General features: G+C 69.8%; 17 protein-coding genes, 1 tRNA gene and 1 pseudogene. 10 read left to right on the top strand and 9 right to left on the bottom strand.

Annotation, left to right across the window (positions count from 1 at the left end):
* Positions 1-67 precede the first annotated feature (67 nt).
* Positions 68-679, bottom strand: a complete 612-nt coding sequence (grpE, locus tag ACZ38L_RS16930; protein WP_465693823.1) for a nucleotide exchange factor GrpE — start codon at positions 677-679, stop codon at positions 68-70.
* On the bottom strand, positions 676-2520 hold the full coding sequence (gene dnaK / locus ACZ38L_RS16925) for a molecular chaperone DnaK (RefSeq protein WP_396556605.1): 1845 nt from the start codon (positions 2518-2520) through the stop codon (positions 676-678). Before dnaK ends, grpE begins: the two co-directional genes overlap by 4 nt.
* A 291-nt stretch (positions 2521-2811) precedes the next feature.
* On the opposite strand from dnaK, the gene ACZ38L_RS16920 reads away from it, so the two are divergent.
* The 4 genes and pseudogenes from ACZ38L_RS16920 to ACZ38L_RS16905 all read left to right on the top strand — a co-directional run bounded on the left by ACZ38L_RS16920 (position 2812) and on the right by ACZ38L_RS16905 (position 8433).
* Entirely contained in the window at positions 2812-5040 is a 2229-nt protein-coding gene (locus tag ACZ38L_RS16920) for a (Fe-S)-binding protein (RefSeq protein ID WP_465693817.1), read from the top strand.
* 291 nt (positions 5041-5331) lie between these two features.
* Positions 5332-6405 (top strand): annotated as a pseudogene (gene manB, locus ACZ38L_RS16915) (mannose-1-phosphate guanylyltransferase); the annotation flags it as partial.
* A gap of 178 nt (positions 6406-6583) precedes the next feature.
* Positions 6584-7489 carry a Yip1 family protein gene (locus ACZ38L_RS16910; protein ID WP_465693815.1) on the top strand — a complete coding sequence of 302 codons (906 nt, stop codon included), beginning with the start codon at positions 6584-6586 and terminating at the stop codon, positions 7487-7489.
* Positions 7490-7527: 38 nt separating this feature from the next.
* Entirely contained in the window at positions 7528-8433 is a 906-nt protein-coding gene (locus ACZ38L_RS16905; protein WP_396556599.1) for a metal-dependent hydrolase, read from the top strand.
* A 70-nt stretch (positions 8434-8503) separates the two neighbouring features.
* On the opposite strand, the gene dcd is transcribed toward ACZ38L_RS16905, so the two are convergent.
* On the bottom strand, positions 8504-9079 hold the full coding sequence (dcd, locus tag ACZ38L_RS16900; RefSeq protein WP_465693809.1) for a dCTP deaminase: 576 nt from the start codon (positions 9077-9079) through the stop codon (positions 8504-8506).
* A gap of 80 nt (positions 9080-9159) precedes the next feature.
* Complete coding sequence (locus ACZ38L_RS16895) at positions 9160-9345, bottom strand: hypothetical protein (protein WP_465693806.1); 186 nt, start codon at positions 9343-9345, stop codon at positions 9160-9162.
* Positions 9346-9558: 213 nt separating this feature from the next.
* On the opposite strand from ACZ38L_RS16895, the gene ACZ38L_RS16890 reads away from it, so the two are divergent.
* A tRNA-Gly gene (locus ACZ38L_RS16890) sits at positions 9559-9632 on the top strand.
* A gap of 322 nt (positions 9633-9954) precedes the next feature.
* Here ACZ38L_RS16890 and ACZ38L_RS16885 read toward each other — a convergent pair.
* The 5 genes from ACZ38L_RS16885 to ACZ38L_RS16865 form a co-directional block, all read right to left on the bottom strand.
* Positions 9955-10692 carry a hypothetical protein gene (locus tag ACZ38L_RS16885; protein ID WP_465693803.1) on the bottom strand — a complete coding sequence of 246 codons (738 nt, stop codon included), beginning with the start codon at positions 10690-10692 and terminating at the stop codon, positions 9955-9957.
* A 654-nt stretch (positions 10693-11346) separates the two neighbouring features.
* Entirely contained in the window at positions 11347-13377 is a 2031-nt protein-coding gene (locus ACZ38L_RS16880) for a hypothetical protein (RefSeq protein ID WP_465693798.1), read from the bottom strand.
* Between the two features lie 574 nt (positions 13378-13951).
* Positions 13952-15109: a site-specific integrase gene (locus ACZ38L_RS16875; RefSeq protein ID WP_465693793.1), complete on the bottom strand. Its 1158-nt coding sequence runs from the start codon at positions 15107-15109 to the stop codon at positions 13952-13954.
* Positions 15109-15330, bottom strand: coding sequence for an excisionase family DNA-binding protein (locus ACZ38L_RS16870; protein ID WP_406112864.1), 222 nt, complete (start codon positions 15328-15330; stop codon positions 15109-15111). Before ACZ38L_RS16870 ends, ACZ38L_RS16875 begins: the two co-directional genes overlap by 1 nt.
* Positions 15331-15887: 557 nt before the next feature.
* The gene (locus ACZ38L_RS16865) at positions 15888-16382 is read right to left on the bottom strand and encodes a helix-turn-helix domain-containing protein (protein WP_465693786.1); all 495 of its coding nucleotides are present in this window, start codon (positions 16380-16382) and stop codon (positions 15888-15890) included.
* Between the two features lie 502 nt (positions 16383-16884).
* Here ACZ38L_RS16865 and ACZ38L_RS16860 point away from each other — a divergent pair.
* The 5 genes from ACZ38L_RS16860 to ACZ38L_RS16840 all read left to right on the top strand — a co-directional run bounded on the left by ACZ38L_RS16860 (position 16885) and on the right by ACZ38L_RS16840 (position 24848).
* Complete coding sequence (locus ACZ38L_RS16860; protein ID WP_465693783.1) at positions 16885-17850, top strand: hypothetical protein; 966 nt, start codon at positions 16885-16887, stop codon at positions 17848-17850.
* A 126-nt stretch (positions 17851-17976) separates the two neighbouring features.
* Entirely contained in the window at positions 17977-18960 is a 984-nt protein-coding gene (locus ACZ38L_RS16855) for a DUF2637 domain-containing protein (RefSeq protein ID WP_465693779.1), read from the top strand.
* 284 nt (positions 18961-19244) lie between these two features.
* Positions 19245-19793, top strand: coding sequence for a plasmid mobilization protein (locus tag ACZ38L_RS16850; RefSeq protein WP_465693776.1), 549 nt, complete (start codon positions 19245-19247; stop codon positions 19791-19793).
* A complete protein-coding gene (locus tag ACZ38L_RS16845) occupies positions 19790-21550 on the top strand; it encodes a relaxase/mobilization nuclease domain-containing protein (protein ID WP_465693773.1) in 1761 nt (586 codons plus the stop codon). The genes ACZ38L_RS16850 and ACZ38L_RS16845 overlap by 4 nt, the downstream gene beginning before the upstream one ends.
* 160 nt (positions 21551-21710) lie before the next feature.
* Entirely contained in the window at positions 21711-24848 is a 3138-nt protein-coding gene (locus tag ACZ38L_RS16840; protein ID WP_465693769.1) for an ATP-binding protein, read from the top strand.
* Positions 24849-24949: the final 101 nt, after the last annotated feature.

The raw sequence follows: 24949 nt of genomic DNA, 5'->3' as shown, positions 1-24949 counted from the left end.
TGTCGATACGGCGCTGCGGAGCCGCGCGTCACGAGTCGTGACGCGCGACCCCGCAGCGCACAGCGTGTCAGTTGTCGGCCGCACCGTCAGCCTCGGGGGCCTCCGGGTCCGGGCCGCCGGTGGACTGACTGCCCGGCTGCGGTTCGGCCACGGCCACCATCGCCGGGCGGATGATCCGCTCGCCGATCCGGTAGCCGGGCTGGAGGACCTGCACACAGGTGTCCTCGGTGACCTCCGAGGAGTAGCTGTGCATCAGCGCCTCGTGCAGGTTCGGGTCGAAGGGCTCGCCCTCCTTGCCGAACTGCTGCAGCCCGAGCTTGGCGACCACGGTCTCCAGCGACTCGGCGACCGACTTGAAGCCGCCGGTCACCTCGCCGTGCTCGCGGGCCCGACCGATGTCGTCGAGCACCGGGATCAGCGACTCCAGGATGTTGGAGACGGCGATCTCGCGCACCGTCAGCCGGTCGCGCTCGACCCGCTTGCGGTAGTTCTGGTACTCGGCCTGGAGGCGCTGCAGGTCACCGGTGCGCTCCAGCAGCTCGCGCTTGGCCGCGGCGAGCTCGTCGCCCTCGCCGGCCTCGGCGGCGGCCGCCTTGACGGCCTCCTCCGCGGCCTTGAGGACGGCCTCGTCGGCGTTGGAGTCGTCGCCGGGCTCCACGCCCTGCGGCTTCTCCGTCATGCCGCACCGCCCTTGGGCTTGTCCTCGTCGATGATCTCGGCGTCGACCACGTCGTCCTCCTTGGTGAAGTCGACGTTCTCGGCGCCACCGGCGGCCGCACCGGCCGCGTCGGCGTTGGCGTACAGCGCCTGGCCGAGCTTCTGGGCGGTGGTGGAGACCTTCTCGGTGGCCTCGCGGATCGCCGCGATGTCCTCGCCCTTCAGGGCCTCCTTCAGCTCGCCGATCGCGGTCTCGACCTCGGCCTTGACCTCGGCCGGCAGCTTGTCGGCGTTGTCCGCGATGAACTTCTCGGTGGAGTAGACCAGCTGCTCGCCCTGGTTGCGGGTCTCGACCGACTCGCGGCGCTTGTGGTCCTCCTCGGCGTACTGCTCGGCCTCGCGCATCATGCGCTCGATGTCCTCCTTGGGGAGGGCGGAGCCGCCGGTGACGGTCATCCGCTGCTCCTTGCCGGTGCCGAGGTCCTTCGCGCCGACGTGCATGATGCCGTTGGCGTCGATGTCGAAGGTGACCTCGATCTGCGGCAGGCCGCGCGGGGCCGGCGGGAGGCCGGTCAGCTCGAACATCCCGAGCTTCTTGTTGTAGGCCGCGATCTCGCGCTCGCCCTGGTAGACCTGGATCTGCACGGAGGGCTGGTTGTCCTCGGCGGTGGTGAAGATCTCCGAGCGCTTGGTGGGGATCGTGGTGTTGCGCTCGATCAGCTTGGTCATGATGCCGCCCTTGGTCTCGATGCCCAGGGACAGCGGGGTGACGTCCAGCAGCAGGACGTCCTTGACCTCGCCCTTCAGCACACCGGCCTGCAGCGCGGCGCCGATCGCGACGACCTCGTCCGGGTTGACGCCCTTGTTGGCGTCCTTGCCGCCGGTCAGCTCCTTGACCAGCTCGGCGACGGCCGGCATGCGGGTCGAGCCACCGACCAGGACGACGTGGTCGATCTCGGAGAGCGAGATGCCGGCGTCCTTGATCACGTTGTGGAACGGGACCTTGCAGCGCTCCAGCAGGTCCGCGGTCAGCTGCTGGAACTGGGCCCGGGTGAGCTTCTCGTCCAGGTGCAGCGGGCCCTCGGCGGAGGCCGTGATGTAGGGCAGGTTGATCGAGGTCTCGGAGGACGAGGACAGCTCGATCTTGGCCTTCTCGGCCGCCTCGCGCAGGCGCTGGAGCGCCATCTTGTCCTTGGAGAGGTCCACGCCGTGGCCGGCCTGGAAGGTCTTCACCAGGTGGTCGACGACCTTCTGGTCCCAGTCGTCACCACCGAGGTGGTTGTCACCGTTGGTGGCCTTCACCTCGACCACGCCGTCGCCGATCTCCAGCAGCGAGACGTCGAAGGTGCCGCCACCGAGGTCGAAGACCAGGATGGTCTGGTCGTCCTTGTCGAGGCCGTAGGCCAGCGCGGCGGCGGTCGGCTCGTTGACGATGCGCAGGACGTTCAGGCCCGCGATCTCGCCGGCCTCCTTGGTCGCCTGGCGCTCGGAGTCGGAGAAGTAGGCCGGGACGGTGATGACCGCGTCGGTGACCGTCTCACCCAGGTAGGCCTCGGCGTCCCGCTTCAGCTTCTGCAGGATGAAGGCGCTGATCTGCTGGGGGTTGAAGTCCTTGCCGTCGACGTTGGTCTTCCAGCCGGTGCCCATGTGGCGCTTGACCGAGCGGATGGTCCGGTCGACGTTGGTGACGGCCTGCCGCTTGGCGACCTCACCGACCAGCACCTCGCCGTTCTTGGCGAAGGCGACGACGGACGGCGTGGTCCGGGCGCCCTCGGCGTTGGTGATGACGGTGGGCTCACCGCCTTCGAGAACACTGACGACCGAGTTCGTCGTGCCGAGGTCGATACCGACCGCGCGTGCCATCGTAGATACCTCCACGGAGAAGTTGAGCTTTACGGGCTCAAGCATGCCCGAGCGCCGCGGCGGCGTCAACAGGGCTGAGTGCAGGCGGCTCAACTTTTATGCTGCGCTTACGCTCCTCGCCCTTTGGGGCTGGATGGGTGACTATGGCCTTACGTGACTGCCGCCATACCTTGAGCGTCTTCTGGACAGGTGCTACAGGGCGATAGGGTCCGCCCGGTGGGTCGTTAAGTTACCCACGAGTACACTTGACCGACCTCTACCATCACCGCCGCTGGAGTACGGAGAAGCCGGATGCAGCTAGCAGCGATCCTCATCTCACTGGGCACGACCGCGGTCGGCGTGGCGCTGTTCGCTCGTGCCATCGCGCGGATCTTCCGGTTCGTCCGGCTCGGCCAGCCCGTCCCGGCCGGAGCGCGGATCAACGACCCGGTGGCCCGTACGGTGACCGTGATCCGGGAGTTCCTCGGGCACAGCCGGATGAACAAGTGGGGCATCGTCGGCATCGCCCACTGGTGCGTCGCCGTCGGCTTCTACGCGCTGATCCTGACCCTGGTCGGCGCGTTCGGCCAGCTCTTCGACCCCAAGTTCGAGGTCCCGATCGTCGGTGACTGGACGCCCTACCTGGTGTTCCAGGAGGTGCTCGGCCTGGTGACCTTCCTCGGCATCGCGGTGCTGACCGTGATCCGCCAGCTGAGCCTGCCGAGCAAGTCGGTCCGCAAGTCCCGCTTCGCGGGCTCCAACATGGGCTTCGCGTACTTCATCGAAGCGGTCATCCTGATCATCGGTGTGGCGATCCTGACCCTGCGCGGTCTGGAGGGCGCGCAGGCCGGGGTCGACCACTACTCGGCCGCGTACGTGGTCTCCTACCCGCTGGTGAAGGCGTTCTCCGGGCTGAGCCTGGGCACCCTGCACAACCTGCTCTGGCTGGTCGCGACGATCAAGATCTCGGTCTCCTTCATCTGGATGATCGTCGTCTCGCTGAACACCGACATGGGTGTCGCCTGGCACCGCTTCCTGGGCTTCCCGAACATCTGGTTCAAGCGGAACGCCGACGGCGCGGTGGCGCTCGGCGCGCTGCAGCCGATGACCAGCGGCGGCAAGCCGATCGACTTCGAGGACCCGGCCGAGGACGCCGTGTTCGGCGTCTCCCAGGTCGAGCACTTCTCCTGGAAGGGCATCCTCGACTTCTCCACCTGCACCGAGTGCGGCCGCTGCCAGTCGCAGTGCCCGGCCTGGAACACCGGCAAGCCGCTCTCGCCGAAGCTGCTGATCATGTCGCTGCGCGACCACGCCTACGCCAAGGCGCCGTACCTGCTGGCCGGCGGCGGCAAGGACGTGGAGGGCAACGAGAAGGCCACCGCCGAGCAGCTGGCCGGCGTCCCGGCCGCCGCCCTGGCCGAGGCCGAGCGCCCGCTGATCGGCACCGCCGAGGAGAACGGCGTCATCGACCCGGACGTGCTCTGGTCCTGCACCACCTGCGGCGCCTGCGTCGAGCAGTGCCCGGTGGACATCGAGCACATCGACCACATCGTCGACATGCGCCGCTACCAGGTGATGATCGAGTCCTCGTTCCCGACCGAGGCCGGGACGATGCTCAAGAACCTGGAGAACAAGGGCAACCCGTGGGGCATGGCCACCAAGGCCCGCCTGGACTGGGTCAAGGAGCTCAAGAAGGAGACCGGCATCGAGGTGCCGGTGATTGGCGAGGACATCGACCCCGCCGAGGTCGAGTACCTCTACTGGGTCGGCTGCGCCGGTGCGCTCGAGGACCGCGCGAAGAAGACCACCAAGGCCTTCGCCGAGCTGCTGCACACCGCGGGCGTGAAGTTCGCCATCCTCGGCAAGGAGGAGTCCTGCACCGGTGACTCGGCCCGCCGGCTGGGCAACGAGTTCCTCTTCCAGATGCTCGGCGCGCAGAACGTCGAGACCCTGAACACCGTGCTGGAGGAAGCCCCGGTCAAGCGGATCGTGGCCACCTGCCCGCACTGCTTCAACACCATCGCCAACGAGTACCCGCAGCTCGGCGGGCACTTCGAGGTGATCCACCACACCCAGCTGCTGCAGCACCTGATCGACGAGGGCAAGCTCGTCCCGGTCAACCCGGTCGAGGGCCTGATCACCTACCACGACCCCTGCTACCTGGGCCGGCACAACAAGGTCTACAGCCCGCCGCGCGAGATCATGGACAAGGTCCCCGGCCTGCGCCAGCAGGAGATGCACCGGCACAAGGAGCGCGGTTTCTGCTGCGGCGCCGGTGGCGCGCGGATGTGGATGGAGGAGCGGATCGGCAAGCGGATCAACACCGAGCGGGTCGACGAGGCACTCTCCCTCAACCCGGACATCGTCTCCACCGCCTGCCCGTTCTGCCTGGTGATGCTCTCCGACTCGGTCAACGGCAAGAAGAACGAGGGCGCGGCGAAGGAGCACCTCAAGGTGGTCGACGTCGCCCAGCTGCTGCTCGACTCCGTGAAGGCCGTCCCGCAGGCCCCCGAGGCCCCGGCCGAGCCGGTCGGGGTGTAGCAGCCCGCGTTCGGACCGAGTCCGAATGTGTTCGCACCTTCTCAGCTCACATATGATGCCTGCCCCGGGCCCGCGGCCCGGGGCAGGTCGCTTCGCGGACCCGGTGCCGGTACAGCCTGCACAGAATCACGTATTACGGTGGCCCGGGTGGGCCTGTCACCACAGGACCTTCGGCCACCCCGCGGCACCACGGACAGCAGCCCGTGACGCCGCCACAAGCACCCAAGCGCCGGCCTGTCACCACTCCACAGGCCGGGTCGCTGACCGGAACCAAGGGGAGAAACGCAAACCATGACCCAGGCGATCATGCTGGTTGGCGGTCAGGGCACCCGTCTGCGCCCGCTCACCACGCACACCCCGAAGCCGATGCTGCCGGTCGCCGGTGTGCCGTTCATCGCGCACCAGCTGGCCCGGGCCGCCGCCGCGGGCGTGACCCGGGTGGTCCTGGCCACCTCCTACCTGGCCGAGGTCTTCGAGGAGCACTTCGCCGACGGTTCGCCCTACGGCATCGAACTGGTCTACCTCACCGAGCGCGAGCCGCTGGGCACCGGCGGCGCGATCCGCAACGCCGCCGAGGGCCTGACCTGCGGTCCGGACGAGCCGGTGCTGATCTTCAACGGCGACATCCTGTCCGGCCTGGACATCGCCGCGCTGCGGGACGGCCACGTCGAGGCCGGTGCGGACGTCACCCTGCACCTCACCCGGGTCGCCGACCCGCGCGCCTTCGGCCTGGTGCCGACCGACGCGGCCGGCCGGGTGCTGGAGTTCCTGGAGAAGCCGGAGACCCCCGAGCAGATCGTCACCGACCAGATCAACGCCGGTTGCTACGTCTTCACCCGGTCCGTGATCGACCGGATCCCGGCCGGCCGGGTGGTCTCGGTCGAGCGCGAGACCTTCCCCGAGCTGCTGGCCACCGGCGCGCTGGTGCGCGGCGTGGTGGACACCTCGTACTGGCTGGACCTCGGCACCCCGGCCGCCTTCGTGCGCGGCTCGGCGGACCTGGTGCTCGGCAAGGTCGACTCGCCGGCCGTGCCCGGCCCGACCGGCGACGCCCTGCTGCTGCCCGGCGCCACGGTGGACCCGGGCGCGGTGCTCAGCTCCGGCACCGTGGTCTCGACCGGGGCGGTGGTCCGGGCCGGTGCGATCGTCGAGGGCAGCGTCGTGCTGCCGGGCGCGGTGATCGGTGCCGACGCCTTCGTCAAGGACTCGATCGTCGGCGCGTACGCCAGCATCGGCGACCGGACCGCGCTGGACGGCGCGGTGATCGGCGACGGCGCGACCGTCGAGGCCGACAACGAGCTGCCGAGCGGCATCCGGATCGCCTGCGGCACGCTGCTCCCGGTCGGCGCGGTGCGCATCACCGCGGGCCCCGGCGGCTGCCCGGCCGGCCAGACCACGGCGGCCGCGGTGCACGGCTCGGTGCTGCGCCACTGATCGAACGCCGGTCCGGACCGTCGCGGCGGTGCGTCACAGCCTTGCTGCAATGCGCCCGCGACGGCCGACCGGCGCGATCGCACCCCTCCGGTGCGGGTACCGTCGGAGGGTGGCTGGCAACGGATATGAGAACGGGTGGGGCGGCGAGCCGGAGTACCTCGCGGCCCCGCCGCACGACCCGTACCGCGGTGACAGCCCCGGCCACACCCGGCCCTTCCCGGTCGGTGGCCACGGGGCGGGGGAGCCGTACGGAGGGCCGGGGGGCGGGTACGCCCAGGCCGGGTACCCGACCGAGCCGGACCGGGGCTACCCGTCGCCGTACCGTCCCGAGTACCCGCCCGGCTACAGCCGGCCGCGCGGCGGCGAGTACCCGCGCGGGTACGGCCACGAGCCGACCGAACCGGACGGGTACGCGCAGGACAGCATCGCCACCTACCGGGCCGGCGGCCGCACCACGCCCCGGGCGACGGGTCCCCGGCTGCCCTGGCGGCCGCTGCTGGCCGGCATCTTCCGCAACCCGACCCGCACCTTCGACCAGATGCGCGACCACCAGGCCTGGCTCCCCGCGATCACGGTCTCGTTGGTCTACGGGGTGCTCGTGGTGCTCGGCTTCAGCGACACCCGCAGCGAGGTGGTCAACTCGACCTTCCCGGTGGCCGCCTGGTCGCTCGCCGGCGCCGCGGTCGGCTTCACGCTGACCGGGCTGATCCTCGGCTCCGTCACCTACGCCCTGGCCCGGCAGCTCGGCGGCGACGGGCCCTGGCAGTCCACGGTCGGACTGGCGGTGCTGATCGGCTGGACCACGGACGCGCCGCGCCTGCTGCTCGCCCTGGTGCTGCCCTCCAACGGTGGGCTGGTCCAGGCGGTCGGTTGGGCGACCTGGCTGTTCTGCGGCTTCCTGCTGACCTCGATGGTCCGCCGGGTGCACGACCTGCCCTGGGGCAAGGCGGCCGGCGCCGCGGCGCTGCAGTTGGTGGTGCTGCTGGTGCTGATCAAGCTCCCCACCCTCGGCTGACCCCCTTCTCTCCCCGCACCTCTCCCCGGAGTCCCCGAATGACCCTCCCGACCACCCTCCCCACCACCCACGTCAGCTTCCCGAGCGGCGCGGTCACCGGTGATTCCACCGTCCTCGCGGTCCACCCGCTGGCGGACGGCCGGCATGCCGTCGTCACCGCCGCCACCCCGTTCCACCCGCTCGACCACACCTGGCCCGACCAGCCGGCCGACACCGGCACCCTGTCCCTGGCCGGCGTCGAGTACCCGGTGGTGGACTGCCTGACCGGCGCGGTCGGCCCGGACGGCGGCGAGCCGTTGGTCGGCCCGGAGATCCCGGTGCGGCGCGGCGACGAGGCGTGGTCCTGGCTGGTGCTGCACGTGCTGGAGCAGGCGCCCGCCGCGGACGCGGTGGGGCAGCCCGTCACGCTGACCGTGGACGCCGACCGGCGGGCCGCGCTCTCGGCCGCGCACACCGGCTGCCACCTGCTCGCCCTCGCCCTGAACGCCGCCCTCGCCCCGCGCTGGCGCAAGGACCCGGGCCGCGCCGACGCCTTCGGCAACCCCGACTTCGACAGCCTGGCGATGGCCTCCTCGTCGATGACCACCGAGGCCAGCACCGACGTCTACCGGCTCGGCAAGTCGCTCCGCAAGAAGGGCTTCACGGCGGAGGCCGCGGACGAGCTGCCGGCCCTGGCCGACGCGCTGCCCGCGATCACCGCGGAGGTCAACGAGCGACTGGCCGGCTTCGTGGCCGCCGACGCCCCGGTCCGGATCGAGGTCCCCGGCCCCGAGCTGACCGCACGCCGCCGCTGGCACTGCGAGCTGCCGGCCGGCCCGGCGGAGATCGCCTGTGGTGGTACCCACCTCCACCGCCTCGGCCAACTCGCCGAGCTGTGCACCGAGTTGACCCTCTCCGCGGACGGCACCGAACTCACCGCGGTGACCCGCCCGAAGCAGATCTGAGCCGGCTCGCGCTACGCCGAGGGGGTGGGTCCGGGATCTCCCGGACCCACCCCCTCGCGGTGTGACTGCCTCAGACCGTGGTGCGGTGGAAGTTCAGGTGGCTGCGCGACGGCGTCGGCCCGCGCTGGCCCTGGTAACGCGAGCCGTACCGCTGCGAGCCGTACGGGTGCTCGGCCGGCGAGGAGAGCCGGAACAGGCAGAGCTGCCCGATCTTCATCCCCGGGTAGAGCTTGATCGGCAGCGTCGCCACGTTGGACAGCTCCAGCGTGACGTGCCCGCTGAACCCGGGGTCGATGAACCCGGCCGTGGAGTGCGTCAGCAGTCCGAGCCGGCCCAGGCTGGACTTGCCCTCCAGCCGCGAAGCCACGTCGTTCGGCAGCGTGATCACCTCGTACGTCGAGGCCAGCACGAACTCACCCGGGTGCAGGATGAACGGCTCGTCCCCGTCCGGCTCGACCAGCCGGGTCAGGTCCGGCTGCTCCTCGGAGGGGTCGATGTGCGGGTACCGGTGGTTCTCGAACACCCGGAAGAAGCGGTCCAGCCGCACGTCGATGCTGGACGGCTGGACCATGGCGGGCTCGAAGGGGTCGATCACGACCCGGCCCTTGTCGATCTCGGTACGGATGTCCTTGTCAGATAGCAGCACGCCATCGAGGTTACGTGCTCCCGCCGGAGTCCTCCCAATCCTGCCGCTGGAGTCCCCCGCCCTCCTCCCCTTACTGCGCCTTACCGCGTCGCCCGGGCCGACCCCGGCGCCACCTCGGCCGGTACCGAGTTGCGCAGCCGCCCACACCGCGGGCAGCGGATCAGCCGCCCCGGCCCGAGCCGCTCGACGCCGAGATTCTGCATCGGGAACGTGCTGGTGCTGAACAGGTGCCCCTCGGCACAACGAACGACGGTGCGCTGCTCCATCGATCCCCTTCCCACGCTTCCCCAACTTCCCCAACGCGGCAGCCCCCGGCACGCGGGCGACCTCACCGCAGGACAGCGTCACATTAGGGGATGTTCCGGACATCCCCCGCCAAGGCTCGCCGCCGCCCACCCTCCCGCCCGGCCGGTGTACGGCACTCGCCCCGGGATGGGGTACCATAGACCATGATCGAGCCGTTCTTGACGGCCCATCACGCGGGCGTAGTTTAATGGTAGAACATGAGCTTCCCAAGCTTATAGCGCGAGTTCGATTCTCGTCGCCCGCTCCAGTGCAAAGCCGCAGGTCATGGACCTGCGGCTTGTTTGTTGTCTGGACCAATTTGGGTCAGTCGTGCCAGATTCGTGCCAGATAGCGGCTGACGCGGCGTCAGGTTAGCGGGATTTCGGTCACGGACCGTACCTCCAGGCCTGCGCGGGTGGCAGGTGTCTCAAATGATGAGACCGACTTTCTATGATCCGCGTCACGCTATTGCCTGAGGTGGATGGGTGATCCACACGGCGGGCAGCCGGTCCTCGATCACGGCGAGCGGTCCGACCCGCTTGTAGGCGCTCGACAATTCGAGCGCTCGATGGAGTTGCCAGGGTCCGATGTCACCCAGCGGTGCCGAGGGCCTCGGCGAGGCGGATGTCCTGTTCGGGCGAGAGCCCGAGGCGCGCCGTGCGCGGGCTGTAGGTGCCGCCGCAGCGAAGGACCCGGCTGGTCTCGGTGGCGGAGCCGCCGCTGAGCGGGGAGCCGGCTTCGAGGTACCAGGTCTCGCCATCCCAGAAGGGGTGGTCGAGCAGGGCCCCCGCGAGGGCCGCCCTGGCCTCCGAGGGAGTGCCGATGCTGGCGAGGGCGCTGGCGATGGTCACGGTGGCGTCCGCCGGGAGGTCCGCATCGCCGAGGACGGGCAGCAGGAGGAGCAGGCGAGCGTGCGGATCGGTGATCTCTGATCCGTCGCCGGGGTGCCATGCGATGTGGGCCAGTTCGCGCCAGGCGAGGCCGGGGCCGGAGAAGTGACCCTCGATGCTGGCCAGCGGCACCGTACGGTTCCAGTCCGGGTGGAAGAGGTAGTAGTCGATCCCGGCGTCGTCGGGGAAGTTGCGGTGGACGATCAGGATGGTGTGGCCGTTCTGCATGGGCAGCCGGACGACGGGCCAGGCAGCAGGGTCGGAGAGGCGCTCGTAGGCCGCGTCGGAGTCCGCGCCGTCGGCGCCGAACAGTGCGGGATCAGGCTCGAAGTCCTCACTCTCCGCGAGCCACAGCAGGTACGCGGCCCAGAAGCCGGGGAGGGCGAGCAACTCCTCGCCGGCGAACAGAGGGTCGTTTTCGTGTCCAGGGATCAGCACGGGAGCATGCTGGCACTCGGCGCCGACACGATGGGCAGCTGTGCCGTCGCCGGGGTGATAGCAGGTCGGGGCACCACGGTCAGCCGTGGGCATGCTGATGTTTCGCTGGGCTGCCGTTCGAGCAGGCCGAAGATCAAGTCACTCAGATCAGCAGATCTTCGAGGCTGCGTATCGCTGGTGCCAGCGGCGACGACTTTGCGGGTGTGGCGGAGTTGAGAAGCGGAAGCTGCAGCTGCCTGCGTCAAGCTTCGGGCCGCCGCTGGTCCCGGCTCGAATCGGGACCAGCGGCTACTCATCAGCGCGCCGTGGCGATACGAGGCAGCGCCTTATTCCGTGCGGGGCCGACGGCTCTACCTATACGTCCCTCGATCCGCCGGACAGTCCCGACCGGGGTGCCGTCATTGAGTGGAATGACATATACGGTTGACCAGTCGAGGGTCTTACCAAGATCCCTCAGATGCTGGGTGATGCGCTGGGAGACCCCGACGACGGTCGAGCCAACGTAAAGGACTTGCCCGGACCAGGCGCAAATGACATAGACAGCCTTCGATGGGCGGACGGGAATGTCTGTCGTAAATGGAAACGGACCAGTCGGCCCTTGAGCATGCAGCCACTCGCCGGCATAGGAGGCGAGAGAGGCGAGCCGTTCCGGCGTCATGAAGTGGTCTCAACAGTGTCGGAGTCCTCATCCTCCCAGGCCTCGACAGCGCTGTCGGGGTCGTCCAGGTATTCGGAAACCCAACTGTCCTCGCGCCGCGCAGTGGCTCGGCCGTTCTTGCTGTTTCGGCGCTGCCAGGTTCGGCCCCAGTAGACGAGGTCATCCGTGGTGGAGGCCAAGACGTTCTTCCACTCGTTTACATGGTTCAGATCGACGCCGACGGTTTCGACGTGGTCGGCACCATCGGCCGCCTTGACCGCCCGCATGGCCGCCATGGCTTCCCCGACAGCCCTCACAGCAGCGCCGAGAACGGCGGCAGCATCACGCAACGCGTCGTCAGGGGTGTTCGTGGAAGAGGGGCGAGCCGGCGCTCCTGCCTTGGGAAACGTCGAGCGTAGGTAGACATCGTTAAGGGTTTGGTCCTGTGCACGATCCTCGGTCAGGCGGATGGTGCCGTCCTCATTCACGGCACGGAGGGTACGGCGGCCATCGCTGTGGTCGACGATGGCGCGGTGAAGCTGACGGATGCCAAGGCGTGAGGTGAGCATTGTGTCAATCACCTCGCCCGGGCGCCGTCGGTCGTCATCGTTCGGATTGTCGCGGCTGCCGCGGTCGGCCCACAAAGACAGCGTCGCGATGAGTGGGTAGGCGGCCCGGGCCGCGAGTTCCAGGCGTGCCCTCCGAGGAGTACTTGCCGGATCGTCTTCGAACTCGTCTAGCGCATCGACAAGAACGTCGTCGGCATTGCGGTGTGTAGGGGTGAAGTGGTTGTCGCGTACGGAGACGAAGCCATGCTGCATGTAGCGGCGGACGCGATCAGGGCTAGCTCCTTCTCCAGCCACCGACCTCACGATCAGTGCCACTGCCAACTTCACGCGGAAGTTCTTGGTGATCCGCTTGCGAGTCGACTGGCGGGTTACTGCGTCGCGAATCGCATCGCGGAGGGCTTGGTCGTCGCGTGTGAACAGCGCGATGATCTCGGCGGCCCGAATTGCAGGATCGGCAGGGAGGTGGGCCTTCGTCGCTTCCGAGCGACTAATGGCGCCCGCAAGCCATCGCCGACGCCGTGAGGTGAGGATGCGCCGATCCTCCATCACCGTCAGCGCCTCGTCCGCGAGGGACTCCAGTTCTGGTCCCTCACCCCATTCCTTCGGGGCGTCGACGTGGCGGAGTGCCACGAGAGACTTGACCGCTGAGGAGAACCGGTCCGGGCCTCCTGGCAATGGCCGGTACCCGACGAGAATGAGCGCCGGCATGGTTTCGCAACGCAGCGCTTCGGACTGCTTGACTGTGGGCCCCTGCTCGAGCGCGGTGTTCAGTTCCTTGATCCGGGACCGCATGAACGTGTCGGACTCAGCCTTCACGACCATGTCGACGCTGTTGGCGTCACCGAGAATGTCGTGAGCGGCGGTAGTACGCGAGGACCCTTCGGCCGTAGTGACCGCCCAAAGGTCGGAGATGTCTTCAGCCGTGTGGACATAGCGGTTGGCGACCAGCCATACCTCGGTCAGCACTCCTTGGTTGCGAATCGAGTACCGCCAGTCGTTCGCGTCCAGTACTGCGCGCGCTGCAAGGGCTGAGGCCCAGGTCATGTGCTCTGCTGATTCAACCTTGACTTCGAGGTGGGGCGTGGTGCCGGTACTTGTGGGATCGTCAACCGGAGCAAACCGGGACTCCTCGTCAGTCCCCGGTTCAACCGCAACTGGGTGCCGACGGGCATCACCGATACGGGGGTTGCGAATGTCCGGCAGCGTCCGCCGTGTCCACACTCGCGCTCGGACAGCCAGAAGGACGCCGCCAGTGATCGCGAGCTCCGTAGGGATCTCGATCGAGCATCGAAGCTCGGCGGGGTCGACGACTGCGTTTGCAATGCAAGAAGCAGCTTCAGAGTTGAGGCCGAAGGCGTCGACGAGCTTCTCGGCGGCCTTGCGACGTGCGGCGATTGGAGCAAGTTCAGGGAGCTTGTTCACCGGCCGCGGCGGAACGTGATCATGGATAACGGCCGTCTCTTCGAAGATCGTAGTCACGATTTATCGCCCTTCCTGGGCGTAGGCAGGCACGCCGAAAGGGGCAAGGAACGAAGAAGAGCATCACGTCCGCTTACTCCCGGCGTACCACACGGATGTGGACCATGCCCGGGAGTCGGACGGCAAATGCCGTCAGGCGCATCCCCTCAGACTTGACCAGGGCAAGCCCTGGTGTGATCTTCGGCGGCAACGTGGTGCTCGGCAGGGTCTGCGGTGTGAGGAGGCATGCCTCCACGTTGCCTACCCCGGGGTTCGCCCCGAGGCGACCTTGCTCCGCTCCACGCGTCGCAGGCTTTCGGCGAGATTAGCACACGGTCCGTCAACTCTTGGGACTCGGAGGGGAATCAATGGCTACGGTTTGGTTCGCACCGCCTCGGTGCAGCGCGGTGCGGGGGTGAGGCTCGCCCACCTGGCGGCTTGCCACGCTCTGGTCGCCTGGGTGCTCAGACCTCCAGTTGTAGAGAAGTCCGCCGCACCCTGTTTTCTAAGAGGGCAGTGGCAGCGCGCAGGACGCCGACGTGCGAGAGCCCGGTCAGCAGGTGGGGCTGGCCGGGCTCCCTGGCCATCGAGGCTTCTACGCTTCGCGAACTTCTCCAGTGGTCTCGGAGGGGGCGTGCCGACGGCGTGTCCGGATGTCGACGACGGCGGCGCTGATGCCGTTGGAGATCTTGGTCTGCTGCTCAGCGGTGGCGTGCTGGTAGATCAGCGCGGCTCGGACGGAGGAGTGGCCCATGTGGGCCATGAGGTCCTTGAGGCTGACGCCGGTGCTGGCGGCCAGGACGTTGCCGGTGTGGCGCAGGTCGTAGAAGTGGAGGTCGTCCATGCCGATCTTCGCGCGGGCCTTTCGCCACTTGCGGCCGAAGGTCGAGCGGCGGAACGGGGCTCCGCGCTCGCCGACGAACAGCAGGCCGTCGTCCCCCTCCTGCGCGTAGCAGGCCAGGTGATGCTCGAACTCCGGGACGATCTCGGGCGGGATCCCGACCGGGCGCTTGCCGGCCTTGGACTTCGGATCCCCCACGGCCCTCTCACCGGTGGTCAGTTCGGGTGCCGCGCGGCGCACCCACACGACCTTCTTGGCCAGGTCGACATCGCCCCGGCGGAGTTCGGCCTGCTCCTCGGGGCGCAGGGCCATGAATGCGGCGATGAATACCATGAGCTGCCAGCGCGGGCCCATGAGGTCGGCGAGCTGGAGGACCTGCTCGATGGTCGCGTGCGGACGCTCGGCGGCTTCCTCCTTGCCGCCGCCCTTGACGCGGCAGGGGTTGCGACGGATGAGGTCGTCGTCGACGGCGGTCTCCATGATGGACTTGAGCTGGCGGTAGCACTTGGCAGCGGTGGTCTTCTTGCCGGCCTTGCGCAGCGCCGCGCGCCAGGCCCGCACCTGGGGAGCGGTGATCTCCTTCAGTTCCAGCTCGCCGAAGGCCGGTGCCAGGTGCAGCCGAAGGTTGCGGCGGTAGAGCTGCTCGGTGAGGGGAGCGAGGTCGCGCTCGTCGATCCAGGCGGTGGCGTAGAGAAGGAAGTTGACGGCTCCCGCGTTAGGGTCGCGCCACTGCTCGCGGCGTATGTCGGCCTCGGTCTCGACGAGCCACGCCTCGGCGTCGCCCTTGGTGGCGAAGGTCTCCTCGGCGTTGTGCAGGAGGCCGTCGGGGCCGGGGTAGCGGGCCTGGAAGCGGCCGGAAGGGAGCTTGCGGACGGAGCCCCAGCGGCGCCGGCGACCGGAGTTGTTCGCCATCAGGCAGTCCTCCCGAAGCGCGAGCGGCCGGAGCGGACCGAGCGAATGGCCGGGACCGTGCTGGCCTCGATGTAGGCGGCAAGCGCGCTCTCGGAGATGCGGACGTGGGTGCCGATCTTGGCGAAAGCGATGCGGCGCTCGGCGATGAGGCGGCGGGGGAAGCGCTCGCTGGTACCCAGGCGCTCCGCGACCTGGGCGACAGTGAGGTACTGCTCGGGCATGCGGCTCCTCGCACGGTGGCTGACGGGCTGCCGTCGGCCACCGCGTTGCGGTGTCAGTGATGTGCGGTTGGGGAGGGCGCTCCAGAGCGGGAGCGGTGAAGGGGCGACCGGCCAGCGGGGCGGGCCGCCAGGAACCTGACCAGCCGAGACCGTCGGTGGTCGGTGCGGGAAGCTGTGTCAGCGGCCTTGTGGCAGAGGAGCGTTGGGGCTCGGCGGAGACAGCTGGAGAAGAACCGCCAACTCGGTCCGGGATGCGTGTTGGTGGCGGTTGGGACACGCGTGGTGTCGGCACATGGGAAGTCCTCTCGGCGGCGCTTTCGGCTATGCGCCGTCGTGGTCGACGGGTCCAGGGATGGGGCTTGCTATGGGGTTGTAGTCGGGCCGTGGGTCTCGGCGTTCGTAGCGCCGGGGCCGGTGGCGTGGGTGAGCGGAGGGGAGGACGGCGGTGCTGGTTGGCTGGACCAGTCCGCGGCGTGGGTGTGGAGGTTAGCTCGTGGTTCCGGCCGGACCAAGCCGCTGACGAGGTGTTCGCCGTGCGCGTGAGTGGTCCAGTTCGGCTACCAGCTGCGTTCGCTCGCCTGAGGAGGAAGACGGCCCTCCTGGCGGGCGATGCTGAGGCTGACGGTGTACTCGTCGAGGGCCTCGTACGCCTCGGGGTGCTGGTCGGCGTAGGCGTACAGGGTGCTCTCCGCGGTGTCCATCTCGTCGAGGGCGTCCTGGGCGCGGTGGGCGGCTTCCCGGAAGATCTCGAACAGATGGAGCATCTTGGCATCGACGGCGCCGCCGGACGGGCCGACGAGCTCGACGAGAGTGATGCCGAAGACCTTGGCGAAGCCGATGGCCTCGTCCAGGTTGATGCGCCGGGGTGGCTCGCCGCTCTCGATGCGCCAGACGGAGGACTGGTTGATTGGGAAGCCGGCCTCGGACATGCGGCGGGCGACCTCGGCGGTGCTCCAGCCGCGGCTTTCGCGTTCCATCTTGAGGCGCTGGGCAGCGTTCTCCTCGCCCGCCAGTCGGGGGTTCTTGGACTCGGGTCCTCCGGTGGCGGCCATCTATCCTCCTCGCATTAGCTCGATGCGGCTTGCAATCCCGTCGCCGGGAGCATATCGTGATGCATAACGAGATGCAAGCAACTCGCTGCGCATCGCGCCTGGGGTGGGTTGCCGCCTGTCCCAGGAGCGGGGCGCGCGCATCGCGAAGGGGGATCGAAGCCGGTGGCCAGCCACCCCGGCCGAGAGAACCCCGGCAAGGCAAGGGCCCCAGGTGCTACGAACACCGGGGGCCCGACGCAGATCCTCGTAACAGCCCATCCCTGGACGTGTCGACCAACGGTGGAGCCGGGTAGCCGCCCGGCGCCGCCGAGTGAGGAGTCGCTGTGCTCAACAGTACGGGCTTTCACCCGCCCGTTGCACCCCCGCCGGGCATCCCGGCGTTCCGCCGCGCTGCAGGTGCGCCCGGCCGCGGCCTGACGCCGTCCGGGCTGACGTTCGGCCAGCCGCTGCTTGGCGTGGACGGAACGTCGGCGCGGGTCGGCGAGGGGAGCGCTCACTCCTGATGCGCATCAATCGCAGCCGCCACGAGCGCGGCTTCATTGCCCTGCCCAACACCCTGCTCCAGGACCGCAGCCTGTCCTACACCGCCCGCGGTCTGCTGGTCGACCTGCTGTCGCGCCCGGACGGCTGGCGTGAGGACGGTCGGCGGATGGCCGACACCAGTCCCCAGGGCCGCACCGCCGTCTCCAAGGCGCTGCGGGAGCTGGCAGAGGCCGGCTACTACCGGGTGGAGAAGGTCCGCCAGCCGGACGGCACTTTTATCAGCGTCGCCCACGTCTACGACACCCCGCAGATTCCAGCTTCTCCGGGTCGCCTCGTTCCGGGCTCCGGTCGTGCAGCCGCCGATGCGGCTGGCACCAACCCCGTAAAGGACCGGGAGAAAGAACCCTCCCTCCCCGAGCCTCCGGCGGGAGCGCAGCCGCGCAGCGGCGACGCGCTCGAGGGGGAGGGCGGGAGGGACACCTACAGCGACTCCACCACCTCCACCGACGAAGCCGGCCAGGATGCGGTGGATCCGTCGATCCGGGAGAGCGTCGCCACACTGTTCCGCGTCCTGCGGCCCGAACCGCGTCTGCGCGTCGGGGCGGTGGAGGCGCTCGAACTCGCGCCGCTGGTGGCCAGGTGGCTGGACCAGGGGCACAGCGAGCAGGACCTCGCACGCGCCGTACTGCCGGGGCTGCCCGCTCGCGTGCACTCCCCGGTGGCCCTGCTGCGCGACCGTCTGGTCCGCAAGCTCCCGCCACCGCCACAGCCCGTTGCCGCCGCACCCGCGCCGGTGCCTCGCTGGAGCGAGTGTCCGACCTGCGCCGACCCCGTGCCGCACGAGGGGATCTGCCGTGCCTGCGCGGGCCTGGCCCCGCGTCCGGTTGCGGTCGGCGAGGGCCAAGCCGCGACCGTACGTGGCATGGCCAAGGTCCGAGCCGCACTCCGCGCCAGCGCTACGCGCACGGCACCCGCCGCAGGCTGACCTTCCTTCTCCCCACGCCCAGCGGGAAAGCCGGGCGTTCCCTCACCCTGCCCACCCTTCACCTCGCCATCGCCCGGCCGCTGCCCCACGCCCGCCTGCGGCCAGGCCACCTTGGAGCACACCACCTTGACCACCCTGTCGATACCGCATACCCCCACCCCACGCGCCCGCGTCACTGTCTGGGACCGCCTCGCGGTCGCCCTGCTCGGCGTCATCGGCTTTGCCCTGTCTTACGACGCGCTGCAGCAGATGGCCGTCGCGATCCACGTGCGTGGCCCGCTGACGTACGTGTTCCCACTGACCATCGACGGCTTCATCGCCTACGGGGTTCGCGCGCTGCTCGTCCTGCGCGAGGCTCCGTGGCCGGCCCGCGCCTACGCCTGGACCCTCTTCGGCGGGGCCACTGGCGCCAGCGTGTGGGCCAACGCCCTGCACGCGGTCCGCCTCAACGAACTACCCATGCTGAGCAGCCGGTTGCGGCTCGGAGACAGCGTCGTCGGCCTGCTGTCCACGCTCGCGCCACTCGCGCTCGCCGGCTCCGTCCACCTGTACATCCTGATCGCCCGTCACGCCCCGGCGGTCCGCACCTCCCACGAGGCGCGGTCCGCGGAAGGCGATCAATGCGGAAGTGGGAGCCGCAGTTCCGCCGACCCGTGCGGATCTGGGGACCGTGCTACCGCCCGGTCCGCAGAGCTCGACGGCCTCGACGGCCTCAGCGCCGATCACGGTCCGGTCATCACACCCGGCGAGGCTGCCGTCCAGGGCTGGTCCACCAGTTCCGCCGGGGCCTCGCCGAGCGGCCCGTCCAGCCCGGAACACGCGCGGGCCGAGGATGGTGTCGCCGCCGACCTCGCAGGTCACAGGCCGGGCGGATATTCCGCTGGGCTTCAGGTGACCAAGCCCGCTGGGCGACCTCCGGGCGCCTCGCTGGACGAGCTTGTCGAGATCGGCCGCGCGGCATGGCGCGCCTCGGGGCGCCTGAGCCGCACGGTCGTGGACGACGCGGTCCGCGCGCGAGGGACCACCCTGGCCAGCACGCGGCTCACCAAGGTCATGGACATCCTTCGGGCCGAGGAAGAAGACGCCGCCGAGCAGCTCACCCTCGGCTGATCCGCGCAGGCGGGGCGGCTGCCGGACCGAACCTGCAGCCGCCCCGCCTGCGAAGTCCGGCCGGGCCAAACCGCCAACGCCCTGATGCTGACCATCGCGCCCACAGCCCGCCCCAGGAGCGCACCTTGCACGACACCCGCCAGATCTCGACCGACCAATCCGAGGAGGCTGTAAGCTCCGTGGAACGCAACGCAGTTGACCACCTCTCTGCCCCTGGCGGAGCAAGCGAGTGCGTACGGGGCCCCTACGGGGCCACGCACGCGAATGTCCACGCCCAGGGGGGCGTGGACGAGCCGGTGCTGCCGAGGGCGGCAGCACCGGAGCTCCACCGCGAGGGCACGGCGAAGCAGGAGGAGACGCTCGCCGTCGAGCCGTCCACGCCCGCCCGCGCTGCTGACCGAGCTGAGCGTGCCAGCACGCGCCGTCCCAAGCGCCGCCGACGTGACAACGAGAACCCCAAGACGAAGAAGCTCGGCTTTCGCTGCACCGCAGAGCGGGAAGCGCAGATCAAGCGGCTCGCGCAGGCGGCCAGCCTGAACGTGGCCGACTACCTGGAGCGCCAGGCCCTGACCGTCGACGGCGCCGGCATGGTGACCCGCGACGAGCAGCTGGACGAGGCCGTGCAGGCGCTCGATGCTGTGCGCTTCCAGGTTGGCCGGGTCGGCGTCAACGTCAACCAGATCGCCTACCAGCTCAACGCTCAGATCGGCATCGACCGCGGCCCGGCGCAGGTCACTCTGGAGAAGGCCAGGGAGCTGATGGTCGAGATCCGCCGGGCCGCCGCCCAGGTCGACGCCTCGGCGATGCGCGTGGCGCGGGCCGGCCGCCGGTGATCACCACTGCCCGATCCGGTAAGAACACGCTCAAGGCGCTGCAGTACCTGTACGGCCCTGGCAGGCGCAACGAGCACACCGACCCGCACCTCGTCGCGTCCTGGGACGGCTTCGCCCCGGACCCGGGCCGCGACCCCGAGGCCACCCTGGCCCAGCTGCGGGACGTCCTCGACCTGCACGTCATCCGCTACGGCCAGCCGGTCAAGAAGCACGTCTACCACCGCATGGTCCGCGCCGACCCGTCCGACCGGAACCTGAGCGACGAGGAGTGGGCGGACATCGCCCGCCGGATCGTGGCCGCCACCGGTATCGCCCCCGACGGCGATCCGGACGGCTGCCGGTGGATCGCCGTGCACCACGGGGACAACCACATCCACATCCTCGCCACTGTGGTCCGCGCCGATCTCACCCAGGCCCGCCTGCGCGGCGACCAGTACCGGGCCGAGACCGAACTCACCGAGATCGAACGGCAGTACCGGCTCAAGGACCTGTCCGACACCCGAACACCCGAGTACCGGGCCGCGATCCCCAAGCGCGCCAAGGCAGCTGAGCTGCGCAAGGCCGAGCGTCTGGGGCAGGAGGAGACCGGGCGGGCCCGGCTGCGGACCGGTGTGCGCCGGGCCCTGGCCGGCGCCGCCACCGAGGAGGAGTTCCTTGCCCGCCTCACGATGCAGGGGATCCAGTTCGAGGTCCGCCGTCTGCCCTCCGGCGACGCCAAGGGCTACAAGTTCGCCCTGCCCACGGGTGATCCGGGTGGTCCGGTGTGGTTCTCCGGCAGCCAGCTCGCCGCCGACCTGACCCTGCCCAAGATCCACGGGCGGTTCGCCATCGGCGTCGACGAGCCCGCACCCAGCCGCCCGGGTGATCAGGGGCGGTCGGTCGCGGTCCGGTACCGGGCCAGCACCACCACTGACCGTGCCGTGCGCACCATCGACGACGAAGCTCGGGCCGGTCAGGCTGCCGCGGTGGTCGGCGGCGCCATCGAGGTGCTCGACACCCTCGCCCTGACCAGCCCAATCCTGTCCCGAAAGGAGATCAACCAGGCTGCCCGGGCCTTGGAGTTCACCGCCGTCGCCCGCACCCGCGCCGCCCGCACTGAGGTCAGGGCGATGCGCTCCGCTGCCCGGGAACTCCTCTACGGCGGTCCCGCCGGCGGAAGCGGCGAGGAGGGAACGGCCGCCGCCACGGTCTTGTCCAGTCTGGTGCTGCTGGCGATCGTCATCGCCAAGTGGCATGCCGCCCAAGGAAACCAGCGCCAGGCCGAGGCCGCGCACGCGGCAGCCACACATCTGCGTGCCGCCTACGGCAGGCATGCCGGACGCCCGATCGCCCTGCTCGACACCCGGGGCCGCCAGCTCCCGGAGCCGGTCCGAGAGCGGCAGGAGACAGCGGTCCGCCAGGCGCTGCCCGCCGACCAGGCCGCCCGGGTGCTCGCCGAGGACGGCTGGGCGGCGCTCGCCGCCACCCTGGCCGAAGCCGAACAGGCAGGCCACGACCCGCAGGCCCTGCTCGCCCAGGCCGCCGGTCAGAGGGAGTTGGCCAGCGCCGACTCGCCCGCCGCCGTGCTGACCTGGCGCGTCCGGCATAACACCGGCCTCCCGGCGCCCGCGCCGAAGGCCACAGCGGAGGAACGCCGTACCAATGCGGCTCGCTCCAGGAGCGCCACCGGCCGCACCACCGCACCGGCAGGCACGGTCGCGCAGCCGCCTCGGCCGCCAGCGCCGCCCGCACCCGACCAGGTGCGCCGCACGCGCTGACCAACCCCTGGTGGGCGGGTGCCAGCACCATCGCACACCCGCCCACCATCCCGCCCTGCCGGCAGCTACGAGGCCAGCAGGCTCTTCTTCCCGTGTCCGTCCGTCGCCCAGCCGGTGGGGGGCGGATCCGCACATCCTCACCAGTGATGGAGACAGCTTCTTGAGTTCGATCCCGGTCGTGCAGCGCACCGTGTTCTCGACTTCCCGCACTGCGGAGTTCCTGGATTGGCGGGCCCTGCAGTCCCAGACCGGACAGCCCCGCGAGCGGTTCGGCGACGTCGTCATCAAGGAACTGCTCGACAACGCCCTCGACGCGGCGGAGACCAAGAGCGACCGCCCCGAGATCGGCCTCGCAGTGTCGTGGGCCGACGGTGTGGCGCGGGTTTGTGTGACGGACAACGGGCCCGGCATGCCGGGCGAGGTGGTCGAGCGGATCCTGGACTTCTCCCGCAACGTGTCCGACAAGGAGAGCCTGCGCTCGCCGACCCGCGGAATGCAGGGCAACGCGTTCAAGACCCTGCTCGGTATCCCCTACGCGCTCGGCATCGCCGAGCCGGTGGTGGTCGAGGCGCTGGGGGTGCGGCACGAGATCGCGGTGTCCGCAGACCCCTCGGGCGACGTCGCCACCCGCCACACCAAGGCCCCCTCCAGCCGCACCACCGGCACCTCGGTCACCGTGCCGCTGCCCGCGGACCAGGTCACGGCCGAGAAAGCGGCGGGCTGGCTGCAAAAGTTCGCCCTCGTCAACCCGCACGCCCGCATCGTTGACCACGCTCAGACCGAAGGCGCAGAGGAGGCCGGAATTTACGAGCCCACCGCGCCCAAGGGGTGGCGCAAGCCCCTGCCCACCGACCCGACCAGCGCACACCACTACGACGAGGCCGCGATGACGAAGCTGGTCTTCGCCCACATCCGCGAGCACCGCCGGGGTGGTGCAGACCTGACGGTTCGGGTGTTCACCAACACCTTCGCGGGCCTGACCGGTTCGGCCAAAGCCAAGAAGGTCGCCGAGCAGGTTCCCGCGATTACGCACCTGTCCAGGTTCGAGGAGAACCCGGACCAGATCCCGGTGCTGCTGGCCGCCATGAAGCACCACAGCAAGCCGCTCACGCCCTCCTACCTCGGCCAGGTCCCCCGCGACCACTACACCCACGTCCTCGACCACGCGTTCGGCGTCGAGGAGGCCTGGTTCGCGCGCAAGCAGCTGACCGACGCGGCGGGGATCCCGTGGAGCATCGAGGTGGCCATCGCCCGCACGAAGCGACCCGGCGCCGTGTGCTTCGCCGTGAACTACTCGGCCACCTTCGGCGACCCGCTCGCCCAGACCCTGCTGCTCGGCGACAGCGTCACCAGCACCGGGGTGCGATCGTTCCTGTCCCAGGCTGACGCCGTCCCCAACCTGGGCAACCAGTCGCGCCGGGCAGCCATCGTCCATCTGGTCTGCCCGGTCCCGCAGTTCACCGACAAGGGCAAGACCGCGCTCGTCGTCCCGCGCGAGGTCGCCGACGCCTGCGCGAAGGCCCTCACCGCTGCGACGAAGGTGTTGGCCAAGGACCAGCGCTCCAAGCAGGCCGCCGACCGGCGTGAGCAGCGGGCTGCCGAGCGCGAGTACAAGGCCAACACCGCCAACCTGACTGCGCCGAAGGTGTCCAAGAAGGACGCTGTGTTCACGGTCATGCGTGAGGCCATCGCCCAGGCCCGAGGCGCCGAGGGCCTGTCGTTCTCCGCGCACACCCTGTTCTACAAGATCCGGCCGCTCGCGCTGAAGCTCCTCCCCGTCGGGGCCAAGCTCAACGCCCCCTACGTCGAGCAGCAGCTGATCCCCGACTGGGAGCGCCAGAACGGACCCGTCCAGGGCCTGTACCGCGAGCCGCGCGGAACCCTGCACCACCCCCACGACCCCGACGGAACGCGGGACGTGCGCCTGGGCACCCGCGAGGTCCAGCGGTACGTCCCGCCGAAGTGGAGCTACAACAAGATCCTCGTCATCGAGAAGACGGGCCTGTGGCCACCTGTGCGCGAGTCCGGCATTGCCGAGAAGTACGACATGGCCGTCATCACCAACGAGGGCTACGGCACCGAGGCATGCCGCGAACTGCTCGCCAAGATGCCCCCCCGGCGACGTGCAGATCTTCGTCCTCCACGACGCCGACCCGTACGGCTACAACATCGCCCGCACCCTCGGCGAGGAGACCGCCCGCATGCCCGACCACCGCGTGGAGGTCATCGATCTCGGCCTGACCGTCGACGACGCCACCGCCAAGGGACTGGAGGCCGAGCCCGACACCCGCGACGCCGCTCTGCCCGCCCGCATCCTGCCCCACCTATCCGACACCGCCCGCCACTGGTTCACGGGCGAGCCCTTCGCCTGGCGCCCGAACGGCGAGCCCGCCAAGTGGCGCTACCAGCGCGTCGAACTCAACGCCTTCTCCTCCCCCGAGCTCATCGCCTACATCGAGGAAGGACTCGCCCGCCACCAAGCCCTCGGCAAGGTCGTACCGCCCGACGGCCAGCTGTGGTCCATCGCCCGACAGCGCGTGCGGCACCGCGTCGTCGAGGCTGTCGGCGAGGCGATCGACGCCATGTTCCCCATGGACCGGCTCGTCCAAGCGGTATTCGCCGGCCTCGACACCGACCAGATCACCGCCATCGGCTCAGCCGACCTCGCCCAGCTCCACGCCGACCGCCCCGCCCTCTCCTGGGAAGACGCCGTCACCACCCTGGTCGACAACCGGATGCCCGACGACCCCTACCTCACCGCCCTCGCCCGCCAGGCCGTAGCCGAGCAACAGGCCACCGACAGCCGATAGCCAGCACACCCCGACGGCTGCCGCCCTCACCACCGGAGGCGGCAGCCACCGGCACGGGTGTCGGTTCGATGTCCATTTCGCCTGCCGGGATCCATTCAACGGCGGTGCGTCATATGGTCCTTGCTGCTCCGCAGCCGATGCGAAAGGACCGCATGACCGACTACGACCACGACTTCTACAACCCCGCCCCCGAACCCGCCCGCAACGTCGTCCTCGCCGTCCCGCACCCCGCCGAGCTCAACCCCCGCGGCATCACCATCACCTGCCCGCGTTGCCACGCCCGCCGCGACTGGCTCCTCCTGAACGTCGGCCCCCAGGTCTTCGTGCGCTGCCGCTGTGCCCACGAGTGGCGAGAGCGTGACCTGGAGGCCGCCGACGTTACCGCCGCCCGAGGCGACATCGAGGACGAGCGGGAGTGGGAGTCGTTCGAGGAGATGTACTGCGGCCTCGGGTTCGATGGCCTCTTCCGGTACACCTACCTCGGCTAGGGCCGGGGGGGGGGGGGGGGGGGGGGGGGGGGGGGGGGGGGGGGGGGGGGGGGGGGGGGGGGGAGGGGGGGGGGGGGGGGCGGGGGTGGTGTGCGGAAGAA

This window comes from Kitasatospora sp. NPDC024654 (assembly GCF_055559155.1).
Note: the sequence above shows the minus strand (reverse complement) of the source record. Positions and strands in the feature narration are given on the sequence as shown.